The sequence below is a fragment of the Skermanella stibiiresistens SB22 genome, assembly GCF_000576635.1.
Lineage (GTDB): Bacteria > Pseudomonadota > Alphaproteobacteria > Azospirillales > Azospirillaceae > Skermanella > Skermanella stibiiresistens.
In genome coordinates, this window is sequence record NZ_AVFL01000005.1 from 141,400 (window position 1) to 158,356 (window position 16,957).

The window sequence follows — 16,957 nt, forward strand, 5'->3', positions numbered from 1 at the left end:
ACCGCCGAGGTCTCTCCATGCTACCGTTCCTGAAATCCTGCGACACTTGGTTCCACCGGTGTCTCGCCGGGCTCTGCGCGCTCCTGGTGGCGGTCATGCTGGTCACGGTCGGGGCGCAGATCGTGATGCGCTACGCCTTGAACGCTCCGCTGGTCTGGTCCGAGGAGCTTGCCCGGTTCACGATGGTCTGGCTGGCGCTTCTCGCATCGGCCCTCGCGATGCGGCGGGCACAGCACATCGCCATGACCGGCCTGTATACCCTTCCCCCGTCCGTCGAACCGATCCTGAAGGCCCTGACCGCCCTGGCCACCATCCTGATCCTGGGCGTGCTGACCTACCACGGCTGGGAGCTGGCCGAGCGGACCATGCGCCAGCGGTCGCCAGCGCTGGGGCTGCCCATGGGCTACATGTACGCCGCCATCCCCATCGCGACTTTCCTGATGATGATCGGCCATGCGCTGGCCCTGATCACCCGGACCGAGCCGCCCTTGGTGGAACCATCCCCCGACATCGCCGGCGACCAGCCCGGCACCCTGTCCAGCGCCTACCCCAGCGCCCATTACAACAAGGAGCCGATCTGATGCCGCTCGCGCTCGCCCTCGCATCCGGCGTCGCGCTCCTGATCCTGAGCGCGCCGATCGCCATCGCCTTGATGGCCACGACCATCGTCTTCCTGCTGCTCGACCCCCAGGTGCCCATGACCGTGGTCGGTCAGAAGATCTTCGCCGCCATGGATTCGTTTCCCCTGATGGCGGTGCCGTTCTTCATCCTGGTCGGCCAAGTGATGAACAGCGGCGGCATCACGGACCGGATCTTCGTGTTCGCGAGCAACCTTGTCGGGCATGTCAGGGGCGGGCTCGGGCATGTCAACATATTGTCGAGCGTGCTCATGTCCGGCATGTCGGGCTCGGCGGTGGCCGATGCCGCCGGCCTCGGGCAGGTCGAGATCAAGGCGATGGTCAAGCAGGGCTATGACCGGGAGTTCTCGGCGGCCGTGACGGCCGCCTCCGCCACTATCGGGCCGATCATCCCGCCGAGCATTCCGCTGGTGATCTACGGTTCCATCGCCGGCGTCTCGGTATCCCAGCTGCTCCTGGCCGGGTTGATCCCGGGGCTTCTGGTGGCGGTGGGACTCATCGTCGTGACCTACATCCTCTCCAAGCGACGCAACTATCCGGTCTCGCGCCGCGCCTCCCTGGCCGAGATCCGGACGAGCTTCGTCACGGCTTTCCCGGCCCTGATGACGCCGGTCGTGCTGGTCGCCGGAATCCTGTCCGGCATCTTCACGCCGACCGAGGCCTCGGCGGTCGCCGCCCTCTACAGCATCGCCATCGCCATGCTGGTCTATCGCGAGGTCGGCGTCGCGGAACTGGGCCGCATCCTGGTCGAGACCGCGCAGATCACGGGAACCATCTTCTTCATCATCGGCGCCGCCGCCGTCCTCTCCTGGATCTTCACCTGGCTGAACATTCCCCAGCAACTGGCCGGCTTCATCTCGGGCTCGATCGAACAGCAATGGATCCTGCTGATCCTCATCAACCTGTTCCTGCTGCTCCTGGGATGCATCCTGGAGGTCAACGCGGCATTGATCCTCGCGACGCCACTGCTCATGCCGATGATCCAGACCGCCGGCATACACCCCGTGCATTTCGGCATCATCCTGGTCGTCAACCTGATGATCGGCCTCATCACGCCGCCCGTCGGGCTGAACATGTACATCGTGTCGGCGATCGCGCGGATCTCCATCCCGCAGTTCCTGCGCGGCATCGCCCCCTTCGCCGCCGTTCTCCTCGTGGTCCTGGCCTTGCTGACCTTCTGGCCCGCCCTGTCGCTCTGGCTCCCGCAGCTGGTGTTCGAGTGAGATCCGCCGCCCGGTCAGCGTGTCGCGGGGGACGGTGAAGACGGGGATGGTACCAGCGTCGGCGGCTTGATCAGGCGTCGCCGACGGCGTCCCGCGAAACCTGTTGCCCAACCGCCGTAACGGTGGCATTCGAAAGGCCGTAGCGTTACCGGAGAGCTCCCGTGCCTGACAAGTCGCTCCCGCCCGGCGGTCCCTCGTCCGATTGGGCGTCCGATCGGGCGCCCGATCCGGCCGAATTGGCGGCGGCGCCTCCCATGCTGGGCACGCCGGGGCCGGCGGTCGGATGGCTGACGATGCCGGATGGCGCCGTGATCCGGCACGCATGCTGGGAGCCCGCGGGAGCGTCGCCCAGCGCCACCCTGCTGATGTTGAACGGGCGGTCGGAGTTCATCGAGAAATACGATGAACTGGCGCGAAGCTGGACCGAGCGAGGGTTTCGGGTGGTCAGCTTCGATTGGCGGGGACAGGGGCTGTCGACCCGCTCGCTGCCGCCGCCGCGTCAACAGCGCCATTTCCTGACCGATTTCGCGGTGCTGGAGGAGGACTTGGAGTTCTTCCTGGAGAGGATCGTGATGCCGCTCCAGGTGGGGCCGCTGGTGCTGTACGCGCATTCCATGGGCGGCCACGTCGCGGCGCGCTACCTGACGTCGGGGTGGCATCACTTCGCCGCCGCCGTGCTGTCGGCCCCGATGGTGGACATCGCCACGCGGGGCTTTCCGCGGCCGCTGGTCCGGGGTTTGGCGGCGGTGATGTCGTCGCTCGGGTTCGGCGGCGCCTACGCGCCGGGGCAAGGCGATTACGACGCCACGCGGCACGGTTTCGCCGGCAATCCGGTCTCCCATGATCCCAGACGCTGGGCGGTGCATCACCAGTGGTTCCGCACATATCCGGAACTGCGGGTCGGCGGCGTCACCTGGGCGTGGCTGCGCGCGACCTTCCGCTCGATCGACCTGCTCAACCGCCCGGAGACCAGCGCCGCCGTCGAACTGCCCATGCTGTTGCTGAGTCCGTCGCTCGACCCGCTGGTTCCACCGGAGGCGCTGCGCGCCATGAGCCTCCGCTACCGCAATTGCCGGTTAGTCCGCTATCCCGACGCGCTGCACGAGATCCTGATGGAGGCGGAAGACATCCGGTCCCGCGCTTGGACCGATATCGACCGCTTCCTGGCGGAGACGCTGCCCGCCGAAGCGTCAGGCGGAGGGGTACTCGGCGATGCCGCCGTGGGCACCTGACCAGTCGACCGGGTTGTTCAGGAACTTCTCGACTTGGTCGATCGTGCGCGTGTCGAAGTAGTTGTTCTCCTTCGCGACGCGCAGCACGTCCCACCAGGTCGCCAGCGCGTGTAGGCGCACGCCGATATTGGCCATGTTGGTGTGGCTCTGTGGGAAGATGCCGTAGTGGAAGACCACGAAGGTGTCGGACACGCGGGCCCCGGCGTCGCGCAGCGCCTGGACGAAGTTGATCTTGCTCTTGCCGTCGGTGGTCAGGTCCTCGACCAGCAGGGTGCGGGCGCCCTCGACCACGTCGCCCTCGATCTGCGCGTTGCGGCCGAAACCCTTGGGCTTCTTGCGGATGTACTGCATCGGCAGCGACAGCCGGTCGGCGATCCAGGCGGCGAAGGGGATGCCCGCCGTCTCGCCGCCCGCGACGATGTCGATCGACTCGAACCCGATCTCCCGCGCCAGCGTCGCCGTCGCGAAATCGACCACGGCGCTCCGGGCGCGCGGGTACGAGATGATCTTGCGGCAATCGATGTAGACCGGGCTGGCCCAGCCGGAGGTGAAGATGAACGGCTTGTCGCCGTTGAAGTGAACCGCCTTGATCTCGATCAGCATCTTGGCGGTGAGCGTCGCGATGAGGTCCGGATCGTGGGTTGTGCCGAGCGTGGTCATGGGCGGGGTATCCAGGAGTTCGAGGGTCGGGGGTCAGGAGGTTTTCAGGCGCCAGTTCAGGGTCTCGCCGCTCTGGAACGGCAGGACGGCCTCGCCGTCCTCCGCCAGGACGATCTCCGGGACCGTGACGGGCGCGCGTTCCAGGGTGATGGTGCCCTCGTTGGGTGCGAGGCCGTAGAAGCGCGGGCCGTTGAGGCTGGCGAAGGCCTCGAATTGGTCGAGCGCGCCGTCCTCTGCGAAGACCTGGGCGTAAACCTCCATCGCGGTCGGCGCCGTGAAGACACCGGCGCAGCCGCAGGCGCTCTCCTTGGCGGTAACCGCGTGCGGCGCGCTGTCGGTGCCGAGGAAGAAGGGGCCGGTGCCGGAGATGGCGGCGCGGCGAAGCGCCAGCCGGTGGCGCTCGCGCTTGGCGATCGGCAGGCAATACAGGTGCGGCCGGATGCCGCCGGCGAAGATGTGGCTCCGGTTGATCACCAAGTGATGGGCGGTGATCGTGGCTCCCAGACGGCCACTGGTGTCAGCCGCCACGAAGTCGGCGGCCTCCTCGGTCGTGATGTGCTCGAACACGACCTTCAGACCGGGGTGGCGGGCCAGCAGCGGCGACAGCACGCGCTCGATGAAGACGGCCTCGCGGTCGAAGATGTCGACCTCGGGATCGGTCACCTCGCCATGGATCAGCAGCGGCATGCCGATCCGCTCCATCCGCTCCAGCACGCCTGCGACGTTACCCAGGTCGGTGACGCCATGGGCCGAGTTGGTCGTGGCGTGCGCCGGGTAGAGCTTGACGGCGGTGAAGACGCCTTCCTCGTGGCCGCGCGCGATCTCGTCGGCGTCGGCGCCATCGGTCAGGTAGCACGTCATCAGCGGCTGGAAGGTCGAGCCTTCCGGCAAGGCGTCGCGGATCGCGGCGGCGTAGCGCTTGGCCTGCTCCACCGTGGTGACCGGCGGCTTGAGGTTCGGCATGATGATGGCGCGACCGAACTGCGCCGCGGTGTAGGGCAGCACCGCCTTCAGCATCGCGCCCTCGCGCAGGTGCAGGTGCCAGTCGTCGGGACGGCGGATCGTCAGGCTGTTCGGCGTGTCGTGCATCGCGTGCGGTCCGCTGGATGTGTGGTGATGTCGGCCTTGGGGCGTTTTAGAGGCTTTGCGCTCCCGGCTCAACCGGTATGGGCGGCGGGTCAGGTTTGCGCGCGCGCCGCGAAGCCGCTAGATTGGCGGCCCTCGTTGGAAAACCCGCCACAATTTACGCCCAGCCGCGAAGAAAACCGACATGAGCCTGATCCAAGCCAAGACACCGCCGGGCGTGATGGAACTGCTGCCCAAGGACCAGATCGCGTTCCAGCGCTTCCTGGACACCATCCGGCGCGGGTACGAGCGCTTCGGCTTCCTGCCGGTCGAGACTCCGGTGTTCGAGACCGTCGACGTGCTGCTGACCAAAACCGGCGGCGAGACCGAGAAGCAGGTCTATTTCGTCCAGTCCACCGGCGCGCTCCAGCAGGCCAAGGCTCCGGAACTGGCGCTGCGCTTCGACCTGACGGTGCCGCTGGCCCGCTATGTCGCCGAGCACGAGCACGATCTGGCCTTCCCGTTCCGGCGCTATCAGATGCAGCGGGTCTATCGCGGCGAGCGGGCCCAGAAGGGTCGGTTCCGCGAGTTCTACCAGTGCGATATCGACGTGATCGGCAAGGACAGTCTGCCGGTCGCCTATGACGCCGAGATGCCGGCGGTGATCTACCACGTCTTCCGCGAGCTGAACGTCGGCGGTTTCACCATCAACTTCAACAATCGCAAGATGCTGGCGGGATTGTTCGAGACCTTCTCGATCGACGACGGCGAGCGGCGGAAGCTGGCGCTGCGCGAGATCGACAAGCTGGACAAGATCGGTCCGGAGAAGGTGATCGAGAACCTGTGCGGCGGCGGGATCGCGCTGGACCGAGACTTGGCGACGCGCCTGCTCGCCGCCATCGGCCTGACCGGCACCAACGCCGAGATCATGGCGGCGCTCCACGCCATGGCCGGCAAGAGCGATCTGTTCGCCCAAGGCTTGGCGGAGCTGGAGGCGGTGCTGGCGGGCTTGGCGGCCCTGAAGGTCCCGGAGGAATTCTACAAGATCAACCCCGCCATCGCGCGCGGCTTGGATTACTACACCGGCACGGTCTACGAGACGTTCCTGAACGACTTCCCCGGCATCGGCAGCGTCTGCTCGGGCGGCCGCTATGACAATCTGGCGAGCCACTACACCAAGTCGAAGCTGCCAGGCGTCGGCATCTCGATCGGCGCCACCCGGCTGTTCTACCAGTTGAGGGAAGCCGGCATCGTCAAGGGCGACAGCAGCACCAGCGCCGTGCTGGTGACCCAGCTGGACCCGGCACTGTCCGCCGACTATCTCGCCATCGCCGCCGAGTTGCGCGACGCCGGCATCAACACGGAAGTGCAGTTCGAGACCTCCAAGATCGCCAAGCAGCTGAAATACGCCGACCGCGCCGGCATCCGCTTCGCCGTGCTGATGGGCACCGACGAACAGGCGCGCGACACGGTGACGCTGAAAGACCTGGGCCGGAACGAACAGCACGACATTCCCCGGGGTGAACTGGCGGAGCGGGTGCGCGGCTTGATGTGAGCATCCGCGATATTGGCGCAACCTTAGCACAACCTTAGGTCGGCTAAAGCGAAGTGGCAGCCGACAAACAGGCGCCTCGGAAGTGGTGTCGGCAACAGCGAAGCGGTAGCCGACCTACAACTTAAGCGCGTCGACGTGGCGGCGGACCTCCAGCATGTGCGGGATGCCGCCTTCGATCATCGCCTCGACCGGGGACAGATTGTCGAACAACGGACCCGCGTTGCGGAGTTGGGGCCAGCGGTCCGCCATCGCTTGATCGAACAGCAGGTTGGGCCCCTTGAAGACGCCGATCAGCGCGAATGCCCTGGTCATTTGATCCTTGCTCAGCGTCTGGTTCCACTCGCCGCCCCGGATGAGATCCCAGGTGCTCGCCGACACCCCGAGCAGGGCGGCGGCCTCATACGCGGAAAGCATCCATACCTTGGCCAAGTTCACCATGGCCTCCAGAGCCGCGGGCGTGAGGCGCTCGCGATCCGCCTGCGATGAGGTATCAAGCACCATCATTCGATACCGGTGGTCACCAGCCCATAAGCGCTAAGTAAAGTGTACCGTACACGCTTGGCGGGTTTCATCCGCTCCCGTTTTCGTCATGACCGGACTTGATCCGGTCATCTCCGGGCTTCGGATGAGGTGGTGAATTCAATCTAGAGTTTATATTCTACCATCCGATTTCCCGAAAACAGATACCCTGATCAAGTCCGGGTATGACGATGTGGGAGACTTGACACCCTGATCCACACCCCGACCCATCTAAATTTAGCTCTTATGGGTCACCAGCCGTCCATCCACCAACTGGACGCGGCGGTTGGTTTGGGCGGCCAGGCCCTCGTCGTGGGTCACGGTGATCACCGTGGTGCCGGTCTCGCGCGCGAGGCGGGCGAAGATGTCGAAGACGGTCTGGGCGCTCTTGGTGTCCAGGTTGCCGGTCGGCTCGTCGGCCAGGATCACGCGGGGGCGGTTGGCCAGGGCGCGGGCGATGGCGACGCGCTGGCGCTGGCCGCCGGAAAGCTGTGTGGGCAGCTTGGTCATCTGGTCGCCAAGGCCGAGATCCTCCAGCAGGCCCTCCGCCCGGCGGCGCAATTCGGCGTCCGACCCGCCACCGAGCTTCCGCATCGGGATCATCACGTTGCCCAGCACCGTGAACTCGGGCAGCAGGAAGTGGAACTGGAACACGAAGCCCAGCTTCACCAGCCGCAACCCTGCCAGTTCCGCGGCGTCCGCCCGCGCCGTGTCGCGGCCATCCAGCAGGATCGAGCCGGAGGTCGGACGGTCGAGCAAGCCCAGCAGGTAGAGCAGCGACGATTTGCCCGACCCCGATGGGCCGGTGATCGCGACGAACTCGCCCTCCCCGATGCTGAGGTCGATGCCGTCCAGCAGCGTCACCGGGACTGGGCCGGGCAACACGCGTCCGACCCCACGCGCCTTGATGACGGGTGCCTTGGTGACGGGAGGAGCCGCGGTCACGCGGCGCCCCGGATGATGTCGACCGGGTTGGCGCCCGCCGCGCGGCGCGCCGGTATCCAGGCAGCCACCACCGAGGCCGAGAGCGAGAACAACGCGCCGATCCAGTAGTGGGTCAGCGACCACGCCAGGAAGAAGCGGTCGTTGCGGACCGCGTTGCCGACATCGAATCGGATGGTCGAGAGCAAGGCCGTCAGGCCGAGGCCGATCATCCAGCCCAGCACGGCGCCGATCATCCCGATCATCAGCCCCTGCATCAGGAAGGTGCGGCGGATGTCGCGCTCGGTCAGGCCGATGCTCTTGAGGATCGCGATGTCGCGCGACTTCTCGTACACCACCGTCGAGATGATGTTGTAGATGCCAAAGGCCGCCACCACCATGATGGCGCCGACGGTCGAATACATGATCGAGTTCTGGATCTTGAAGACGCCAAAGACGCCCTCGTTGGCCTCCTGCCAGCTTTCGGAGCGGTAGCCGTACAGGGCCTCGATCCGGGCGGCGACCTCGCGTGCCGCGTCGACCTCGGTCAGACGGATGCGAAGCTGGTTGATCACGTTGGCGCGGGATTGCAGGATCTGCGCCTTCTTCAGCAGGATATAGGCCTGACCCTCGTCCAGGCTGGAGACTCCGGTGCGGAACAGGCCAACGATCTTGACCCGCAGGATGACCCCGGCGGGCGAGATCGCGTTGAGGCTGTCCCCCAGCTTGGCGCCCAGCTTGTTGGCTAGGCCCAGGCCCATGACGATGCCGGTCGCGGTGCTGGACAGATCGGTCAGGCTGCCTTGGATCATGTCATCCTCCAACTGGGTGACATGGACCTCGCGCTCCGGGTCGATGCCGATCGCGACGACGCTCCGGTCGGTGCTGCCATAGCGGAGGATCACCGGACCGTCGAGCGACGGCGCCACCGAGAGCCCCGGCCAATCCGAGAGGTCTGACACCATGGTTCCGGCCTTGCGGATGCCCCGGACCTCCTCGCGCGGCTTCAATCCATGCAGCAGCACGGCACCGCCCTCGAACGCCATCGCCACCGGCTGGACCGCCGGCTCGCGGAACTGGTCGCGGACGGTGATGTGGGGCGAGGCGTTGATCACCGTCTCGATGAAGTAGCCCTGGAAGCCCTGCATCAGCGCCGCCATGGCGATGAAGAACCCGACGCCCAGCGCCACGCCGAGGACCGAGACGATGGTCTGCCGCTTGCGGCCCAGGATATGGGTCAGCGCCAGATCGAGCAGGAGGGGACGGGCCATGATGGCGCCTCACTCGCGACGGGGGTTCAGCGTTTCAGCCGGATGGCGGAACCGTCGGCCAGGGTGGGTGGCGGGTCCAGCACGACCGTCTCGCCGTCGGACAGGCCCTCCTTGATCTCCACCACGCCCTGCCCGACCACGCCGACGACCACGGGGCGCCGTTCCACGGACCCGTCCTTGACGACGAAGACATGCCCCGCCGTCAAGGCGGCCTGCGGCACCAGCAGCGCGCTTGGCTCCCGGCGCACCACGATGTTGGATTCGACGGTCATGCCGATCATCAGAGGCGTGTCGGGCGGCAGGCCGATCCGCACGCGATAGCTCTTGTTGACCGGGTCGCCCTTGGGCGTGATGTCGGCCACGGCGCCCTCCAGGACACGGCCGGCGAAGGCGTCGGCCTTGATCAGGGCGGTCTGGCCGGGGGCGACCAGGGGGATGTCCTCCTCGTCGACCTCGGCCTCGATCCGCAGGGGGGATTGGCGGCCGATCCAGAACAGGATGTCGTCCGGCCGGGCGATCTCGCCCAACTCGCCGTCCCGGCGCAACACCGTGCCATCCATCGGGGCTCTCAGAACGTGGTCCTCCACCCTTTGGCGCGCGGCGTTGATGCTGGCGAGCGCCTGATCCAACTGGCTGCGGGCGCGCTCTTCGACCTGGGATGTGGTGACGCCACGCCGCGCCAGTTCCGACACGCGGTCGAGTTCCGACTTCAGGAACCGCGATTCCGCCTCCAGCTGCGCCACGGCGGCGCGGAGTTCCCGGTCGTCCAGCCGCATCAGGACTTGGCCGGCCTTGACCTCGTCGCCCTCGAAGGCGTCGAGGGAGGCGATTCGGCCGGTCGTCAACGGCTGGACCTTGGCCCACGACACCGGTTCCACCGTGCCGCTGGCATAGACGGCTTCGACCGCCGGTCCGCGCGTGACAGTTCCGACAGCCACCGCGGGGGTCCCGTAGAAGCGTTGGAAAAGGCCGAAGGCGAGGATCGCGCAGACCAGGAGGATGGTTGATATGATAAATCCGCGCCTGATCCTGTGCATCACTCCGCCAGTGTGGTCCTTGCCGTCCGCATCATCCCATATATGGGGCAAAGCCGCGTGGACCATGCAATGATCGATGTCAATCCATCAAGCTTGGCAAATCAGTGCTTCCGAGACCAAACGTGCCGACCGATATTCCCGCCCCGCCTTCCGTCCTTCCACCCGCCATCGTCATCCACGGAGTCGACCAACTGCGTGCGGCTTTGACGGCCGCGGCCGACCTCCACCGCCCGCTGACCGTCGTGAGCTTTCCCGGCGCCGCCGGATCGGCCGGGGCGTCCTGGTTCCGGGCGATGGCCGCGATCGCCGCGGCGGAGTTTCCCCAGGTGCCGGTGACGATGGTGCTGGACTGCGGCGACCGGCCCGGCCACGCGCTGGCCGCCATACGGGCAGGCGTCCGCCACATCCTGCTAGCCGGAAACGTGCCCGCTTGGCCGCGCGTCCAGGCCATCGCGGAGGCGTCGGGCGTGACGCTACGGGGTTCCCTCGGTCCCGTGTTCGAGCCGCGGTTCTTCCGTGACCCCATCCGGGCCTGCCGCGATTGGCTGACGGCAACCCCATAGGAACAGGCCCCATGGTAATCGGCGGCGCGGCGTTGCAATCCTGGGTTCGAGCGGTTATGGAAATCGTAACTTCCGACATAAAAACCAATCGGGACCTGAACCATGAAGATCACGCGCCGCGTCAAAGAGATCCTCGCCAACTACGAGAGCGACAATCCGGGGACCAAGGGCAATCTGGCCCGCATCCTGATGGAGGGCCGGCTCGGCGGTACTGGCAAGATGATCATCCTGCCGGTCGATCAGGGGTTCGAGCACGGCCCGGCGCGCAGTTTCGCGCCCAATCCCGCCGGCTATGATCCGCACTACCACTACCAGATGGCGATCGACGCCGGCTTGAACGCCTACGCGGCGCCGCTGGGCCCGCTGGAGGCCGGAGCCGACACCTTCGCCGGCGCCATCCCGACCATCCTCAAGATGAACAGCGCCAACAGCCTGTCGCGTCAGAAGGAAGGCGCCGACCAAGCCGTGACGGCCAGCGTCAAGGACGCGCTGCGGCTGGGCTGCGCCGCCATCGGGTTCACCATATATCCCGGCTCGGACGCCATGTACGACCAGTACGAGGAGATCCGGGACCTCAGCGCAGAGGCCAAGAGCCATGGCATCCCAACCGTCCTGTGGTCCTATCCGCGCGGCGGCGCCGTCACCAAGGAAGGCGAGCTGGCGGTCGACATCATCGCCTACGCCGCCCACATGGCGGCGCTGCTCGGCGCCCATGTCATCAAGGTCAAGCTGCCGAACGACTACCTGGAGAACGCCGAGGCCAAGAAGGTCTACGAGCAGCGCCAGATCCCGACCAGCACCCTGCCCGAGCGGGTCCGCCACGTCATGCAGTCCTGCTTCAACGGCCGCCGCATCGTCGTCTTCTCCGGCGGCGCCCACAAGGGCGAGGACGCCATCTTCGACGACGCCCGCGCGATCCGCGACGGTGGCGGCAACGGGTCGATCATCGGCCGCAACAGTTTCCAGCGGTCGCGCGAGGACGCTTTGGTCCTGCTCGATCGTCTGGTAAAGATCTACCTCGGGAAGGAATAACCCTCGGGGTTTTTCCCGCTCCCCTGGCCGCCGCCTCCCCAGGCTGGCGGCCAGGGGAGCGTTTTCATTTTCAGCAACGCTTATTCGCTCCGGGGATTTCCGTCATGGCGGACTGCCGCCTTTATCTTTGCACGCCGCAAGCGCTCGATCCGGCCGCTTTCGCCACCACCCTCGCCGAGGCGCTGGACGCGGGCGACGTCGCCTGCGTCCAGCTTCGCCTGAAGGATGTCGACGACGACACGGTCCGCCGCGCCATCGACGCGCTGCGGCCGGTGGCCCAGTCGCGCGAGGTCGCCTTCATCCTCAACGACCGGCCGGATCTGGCGGCGGAAACCGGCTGCGACGGGGTCCATGTCGGCCAGTCCGACTGGCCCTACGCCAAGGCGCGGAAGGCCGTGGGGGATAAGGCGATCGTCGGCGTGACCTGCCATGACAGCCGCCATCTGGCGATGGAGGCGGCGGAGGCCGGGGCGGATTACGTGGCGTTCGGCGCGTTCTACCAAACCACGACCAAGCCGTCGATCTATCGACCGGAGCCGGACCTGCTGGAGTGGTGGTCGGAGATGATGGAGGTGCCGTGCGTCGCGATCGGCGGCATCACCGCCGACAACTGCGCCCCGCTGGTGCGGGTCGGCGCCGACTTCATCTGCGTCGTCACGGCGGTCTGGAACCACCCCGACGGCCCGGGCGCCGGGGTCAAGGCGCTGAACGCGGCGATCGAGGCCGCGGGGGAATAACGGGCGGCGGTTTGGAACCGCCGCCCCATTCGTTTCAGCGCAGCGCCGCGCAGGCGCGCTGGATGCGCTGGCAGGCCTCCTCCAGCTCGGTGGTCGAGGTCGCGTAGGAGATGCGGAAGAACGGGGCCAGGCCGAAGGCCGAGCCCTGGACCACCGCGACACCTTCCGACTCCAGCAGGTAGGTGACGAAGTCCTCGTCGGTCGCGAGCACCTTGCCGTCCGGCGTCGTCTTGCCGAGGGTGCCGGCGCAGGACGGATAGACGTAGAACGCGCCTTCCGGCTTGTGGCACTTGATGCCGGTCGCTTGGTTGAGCATCGAGACCACCAGGTCGCGGCGCTCCTTGAAGGCCAGCGCCCGCTCCTTGATGAAGTCCTGCGGACCATTCAGCGCCTCGACGGCGGCCGCCTGGCTGACCGACGACGGGTTGCTGGTGCTTTGGCTCTGGATCACGCCCATCGCCTTGATCAGCTCCTTCGGGCCCGCCGCGTAGCCAATGCGCCAGCCGGTCATGGCATAGGCCTTGGACACGCCGTTGACGGTCAGGGTGCGGTCGTACAGCGCCGGCTCGACCTGGGCCGGGGTGGTGAACTCGAAGTCGTCGTAGTTGAGGTGCTCGTACATGTCGTCCGTCATCACCCAGACATGGGGATGGCGGACCAGCACGTCGGTCAGCGCCTTCAGCTCCGACCGGGTATAGGCGGCGCCGGTCGGGTTGTTCGGGCTGTTGAGGATCAGCCACTTGGTCTTCGGCGTGATCGCCTTCTCGAGGTCGGCGGGCTGGAGCTTGAAGCCGGTCTCGGGCGGGCATTCGACCGGGACGGGCACGCCGTCGGCCAGCAGCACCATGTCGGGATAGCTGACCCAATAGGGCGCCGGGATGATGACCTCGTCACCGGGGTTCAGCGTCGCCATCAGGGCGTTGTACAGCACCTGCTTGCCGCCCGTGCCGACCGTGATCTGCTCCGGTGCGTAATCCAGGCCGTTCTCGCGCTTGAACTTGGCGCAGATCGCCTTTTTCAGGGCCGGGGTGCCGTCCACGGCCGTGTACTTCGTGTCGCCCGACTGGATCGCCTTGATGGCGGCCTGCTTGATGGTGTCGGGGGTGTCGAAGTCGGGCTCGCCGGCGCCGAGGCCGATGATGTCGCGGCCGGCGGCCTTCAGCTCGCGGGCCTTCTGGGTGACGGCGATGGTCGGCGAGGGCTTGATGTTGCTCAAGCGGGTGGCGATGAACGGCATGGCATGGGGTCCGGTGCGGATGTCGACGGGTCAGGGCATGCGACGGGACTTGTCGCGGCGGAGACCCTACGCCCGCCATCCCATCGGCGCAAGCGGCGAGGCCGGTGGTCACCACGCGACCCCACACCCGCATGACGCGTGAACGGAGATTTCGATATCGACCCCCGCGTGCCTACTATGCTAAAGTGTATACCCTCTTCCACTTGGCATACAGGGGTGATACGGCGTTGCACGCGACGGGCCTCTCCCAGCTCCTGGTCTACGGCGCGTTCATCGTGATGGGCGTGGCGATCCTATACGCTTTCCGGGCACCACCGCCGCCCAAGATCAAGGGCGAGCGGATCACGTTGCGCTCGACGCTGGACAACTGCAACCATCCCTGCCTGCACGATGTCCGCATCGTCGACAAGCAGGGCCGCATCGTGTGCATCGAGCACATCATGCGCCTGCCGGCCAGCGTCGTCCTGATCGGCACCGTCGCGGCCTCCGCCGTCGGGGAGGTAACCGGGATGGAGTCGATCCCGAAATGGAAGATCACCCGGCGCGGATCGTCGACCACCTTCGTCAATCCCCTGCTGGAACTCCAGCCGCTCAACCTCGCCTTCAAGCGGCGCTTCCCCTTGCTGCGGGTCCGGGGCCTGATCGTGTTTCCGGACACCATCACGTTTCCCGAGGGCACGCCCAAGGGCGCCGTCCGCGCCTGCGACTTCGAACGTTGGCTGGACGATGTCATGAGGATGGATGGGACGGTCAGTTCCGCGACCGAGCAGGCCTGGCCGGCCATCACCGCGATGGTGGCTTCCGCCCACGCCCGCTTGGAGCAGGCCCGCGCCCGGGGGCTGCTGGGTGGAGCCTCCGCTGGCGATGGGTCTTCCGCCAAGGGCGGAGCGAAGAACAAGCACGGCAAGGCGCACGCCGCGGCGGCACCCCGCCCCTCCCCGAGGATCGCCGCCGCGCGCGGCCGGTGATCCGGCGCTTCCGGTTTCGGTCGTCTCCGGTTGGGCTGGATCATTTCGTGAACGGATTCGCCATGGGGGGACTGGCGACGGGCGCCAACGTTGAATATCTTACCTGCCATGACCATGCCCATGCTGATACCGAAAGCCGCCGACCTGCCGAAGCTGGAAGGGGGCAAGCGGCTCGAGATCGTGTCCGATTACATTCCCGCCGGCGACCAGCCGCGCGCGATCGAGGAGCTGGTCGGCGCCATCCGGCAGGGTGAGCGCGAGCAGGTGCTGCTGGGCGTCACCGGATCGGGCAAGACCTTCACCATGGCGCACGTGATCCAGGAGATCCAGCGCCCGGCCCTGGTGCTGGCGCCGAACAAGACCCTGGCCGCCCAGCTCTATGGCGAGATGAAGAGCTTCTTCCCGAACAACGCGGTGGAGTATTTCGTCTCGTACTACGACTACTACACGCCGGAAGCCTACGTCCCGCGCACCGACACCTATATCGAGAAGGAAAGCTCGATCAACGAGCAGATCGAGCGGATGCGGCACTCGGCCACCCGCGCGCTGCTGGAGCGCGACGACGTGATCATCGTGGCGTCGGTGTCGTGCATCTATGGTATCGGCTCGGTCGAGACCTATTCCGAGATGACGCTGGGGCTCCAGACCGGCCAGATGGTCAACCGGACCGAGCTGCTGTCGCGGCTGATCGACCTGCAATACAAGCGCAACGACGTTGGTTTCGGACGTGGAACGTTCCGGGTGCGGGGTGATACCGTCGAGCTGTTCCCCGCCCACATGGAGGACCGCGCGTGGCGGTTCTCGCTGTTCGGCGACGAGCTGGAGGGGATCTTCGAGATCGATCCCCTGACCGGCGAGAAGCTGATGGCGTTGCAGGCGGTCAAGATCTATCCCAACAGCCACTATGTGACGCCCAAGCCGACGCTGCATCAGGCGGTCAAGGAGATCCAGCGGGACCTCAAGATCCGGCTGGCCGAGTTCGAGGCCGAGGGCAAGCTGCTGGAGGCCCAGCGGCTGGAGCAGCGGACCCAGTTCGATATCGAGATGATGCTGGCGACCGGCAGCTGCGCCGGCATCGAGAACTATTCCCGCTATCTGTCCGGCCGGCAGCCGGGCGAGCCGCCGCCGACCCTGTTCGAGTACCTGCCCGACAACTCGATCCTGATCGTGGACGAGAGCCACGTCATGGTCCCTCAGGTCGGCGGCATGTACCGAGGCGACTTCATGCGGAAGTCGACGCTGTCCGACTTCGGCTTCCGCCTGCCGTCGTGCAAGGACAACCGGCCGCTGAAGTTCGAGGAATGGGACGCGATGCGGCCGCAGAGCGTCTTCGTCTCGGCGACGCCCGGCCCCTGGGAGATGGAGCGCACGGGAGGCGTCTTCGTCGAGCAGGTCGTCCGCCCGACCGGCCTGACCGACCCGCCGGTGATCATCCGCCCGGTGGAGACCCAGGTCGACGATCTGATCGCCGAGTGCAAGGACTGCGCGGCCAAGGGCCAGCGCGTGCTGGTGACGACCCTGACCAAGAAGATGGCCGAGGCGCTGACCGAGTACATGCACGAGGCCGGCATCAAGGTCCGATATATCCATTCCGATGTCGAAACGCTGGAGCGGATCGAGATCATCCGCGATCTGCGGCTGGGCGCCTATGACGTGCTGATCGGCATCAACCTGCTGCGCGAGGGTCTGGACATCCCGGAATGCGGACTGGTCGCGATCCTGGACGCCGACAAGGAGGGCTATCTGCGCTCCCGCACCTCGCTGATCCAGACGATCGGCCGGGCGGCGCGCAACGTCGACGGCCGGGCAATCCTCTACGCCGACAAGATGACCAACAGCATCAACGCGGCGATCGACGAGACCAACCGCCGCCGCGAGAAGCAGAAGATCTACAACGAGGCCAACGGCATCACGCCGGAGACGGTCCGCAAGCAGATCTCCGACATCATGGAGAGCGTCTACGAGCGCGGCGACCGCGTCACGGTCAAGACCGGTGACGGCGACATGAACAACATGATCGGCCACAACCTCAAATCCTACATGGCCGATATCGAGCGCCGCATGAAGACCGCCGCCGCCGACCTGGAGTTCGAGGAGGCCGCTAGGCTGCGCGACGAACTGCGTCGGCTGGAGGCGATGGACCTGGGCCTGGAAGGCGCAGACGCGCCGGCGATCGGCCTGGGCACCAACCGCGCCGTGCCGGATGGCCGCGGTCGGACCGCACCCGCGCGCGGCGCCGCCGACGGACGCGGCAAACCAAGGCCGCGCCGACGCAAGGGACTGTGATCGATCCACCGGC

General features: G+C 66.6%; 16 protein-coding genes. 9 read left to right on the top strand and 7 right to left on the bottom strand.

Annotated elements, in window-relative coordinates:
• Window positions 1–17: 17 nt before the first annotated feature.
• The 3 genes from N825_RS08810 to N825_RS08820 all read left to right on the top strand — a co-directional run bounded on the left by N825_RS08810 (window position 18) and on the right by N825_RS08820 (window position 3,093).
• A complete protein-coding gene (locus N825_RS08810; protein WP_051511758.1) occupies window positions 18–581 on the top strand; it encodes a TRAP transporter small permease in 564 nt (187 codons plus the stop codon).
• The gene (locus N825_RS08815; RefSeq protein ID WP_037449856.1) at window positions 581–1,861 is read left to right on the top strand and encodes a TRAP transporter large permease; all 1,281 of its coding nucleotides are present in this window, start codon (window positions 581–583) and stop codon (window positions 1,859–1,861) included. The genes N825_RS08810 and N825_RS08815 overlap by 1 nt, the downstream gene beginning before the upstream one ends.
• A 161-nt stretch (window positions 1,862–2,022) precedes the next feature.
• A complete protein-coding gene (locus N825_RS08820) occupies window positions 2,023–3,093 on the top strand; it encodes an alpha/beta fold hydrolase (RefSeq protein WP_051511760.1) in 1,071 nt (356 codons plus the stop codon).
• Here the strand turns inward: N825_RS08820 and N825_RS08825 are convergent.
• Window positions 3,052–3,753 (bottom strand): orotate phosphoribosyltransferase, encoded by a 702-nt coding sequence (locus N825_RS08825; RefSeq protein ID WP_037449859.1) that lies wholly within the window; start codon window positions 3,751–3,753, stop codon window positions 3,052–3,054. The two genes, N825_RS08820 and N825_RS08825, sit on opposite strands and share 42 nt — an antisense overlap.
• Before the next feature lie 33 nt (window positions 3,754–3,786).
• Entirely contained in the window at window positions 3,787–4,842 is a 1,056-nt protein-coding gene (gene pyrC, locus N825_RS08830; RefSeq protein ID WP_037449862.1) for a dihydroorotase, read from the bottom strand.
• 181 nt (window positions 4,843–5,023) lie between these two features.
• Here pyrC and hisS point away from each other — a divergent pair, with 181 nt between their 5' ends.
• Window positions 5,024–6,373, top strand: a complete 1,350-nt coding sequence (gene hisS, locus N825_RS08835) for a histidine--tRNA ligase (protein WP_037449865.1) — start codon at window positions 5,024–5,026, stop codon at window positions 6,371–6,373.
• A 114-nt stretch (window positions 6,374–6,487) separates the two neighbouring features.
• Here hisS and N825_RS08840 read toward each other — a convergent pair whose 3' ends face one another.
• From N825_RS08840 to N825_RS08855, 4 genes are all read right to left on the bottom strand, one after another.
• Window positions 6,488–6,787, bottom strand: a complete 300-nt coding sequence (locus N825_RS08840; protein ID WP_198038238.1) for a DUF2384 domain-containing protein — start codon at window positions 6,785–6,787, stop codon at window positions 6,488–6,490.
• A gap of 342 nt (window positions 6,788–7,129) precedes the next feature.
• Window positions 7,130–7,837, bottom strand: coding sequence for an ABC transporter ATP-binding protein (locus tag N825_RS08845; RefSeq protein WP_037449868.1), 708 nt, complete (start codon window positions 7,835–7,837; stop codon window positions 7,130–7,132).
• A complete protein-coding gene (locus N825_RS08850; RefSeq protein ID WP_037449870.1) occupies window positions 7,834–9,084 on the bottom strand; it encodes an ABC transporter permease in 1,251 nt (416 codons plus the stop codon). The genes N825_RS08845 and N825_RS08850 overlap by 4 nt, the downstream gene beginning before the upstream one ends.
• 26 nt (window positions 9,085–9,110) lie before the next feature.
• Complete coding sequence (locus N825_RS08855; RefSeq protein ID WP_198038239.1) at window positions 9,111–10,022, bottom strand: efflux RND transporter periplasmic adaptor subunit; 912 nt, start codon at window positions 10,020–10,022, stop codon at window positions 9,111–9,113.
• A 221-nt stretch (window positions 10,023–10,243) separates the two neighbouring features.
• On the opposite strand from N825_RS08855, the gene N825_RS38760 reads away from it, so the two are divergent.
• The 3 genes from N825_RS38760 (at window position 10,244) to thiE (ending at window position 12,453) form a co-directional block, all read left to right on the top strand.
• Window positions 10,244–10,684 (top strand): class II fructose-bisphosphate aldolase, encoded by a 441-nt coding sequence (locus tag N825_RS38760; protein ID WP_051511767.1) that lies wholly within the window; start codon window positions 10,244–10,246, stop codon window positions 10,682–10,684.
• A 102-nt stretch (window positions 10,685–10,786) separates the two neighbouring features.
• Window positions 10,787–11,716 (top strand): class I fructose-bisphosphate aldolase, encoded by a 930-nt coding sequence (locus N825_RS08865; protein WP_037449871.1) that lies wholly within the window; start codon window positions 10,787–10,789, stop codon window positions 11,714–11,716.
• A gap of 104 nt (window positions 11,717–11,820) precedes the next feature.
• Entirely contained in the window at window positions 11,821–12,453 is a 633-nt protein-coding gene (gene thiE / locus N825_RS08870; RefSeq protein WP_037449872.1) for a thiamine phosphate synthase, read from the top strand.
• Between the two features lie 34 nt (window positions 12,454–12,487).
• Here thiE and N825_RS08875 read toward each other — a convergent pair whose 3' ends face one another.
• On the bottom strand, window positions 12,488–13,690 hold the full coding sequence (locus tag N825_RS08875; protein WP_037449873.1) for an aspartate transaminase: 1,203 nt from the start codon (window positions 13,688–13,690) through the stop codon (window positions 12,488–12,490).
• Window positions 13,691–13,917: 227 nt separating this feature from the next.
• Between N825_RS08875 and N825_RS08880 the strand changes: the two genes are divergently transcribed.
• Together N825_RS08880 and uvrB are read left to right on the top strand one after the other, a co-directional pair.
• Entirely contained in the window at window positions 13,918–14,658 is a 741-nt protein-coding gene (locus N825_RS08880) for a hypothetical protein (protein WP_037449875.1), read from the top strand.
• Window positions 14,659–14,778: 120 nt separating this feature from the next.
• Window positions 14,779–16,944: an excinuclease ABC subunit UvrB gene (gene uvrB / locus N825_RS08885; RefSeq protein ID WP_425423722.1), complete on the top strand. Its 2,166-nt coding sequence runs from the start codon at window positions 14,779–14,781 to the stop codon at window positions 16,942–16,944.
• The last annotated feature ends 13 nt before the right edge of the window (window positions 16,945–16,957 follow it).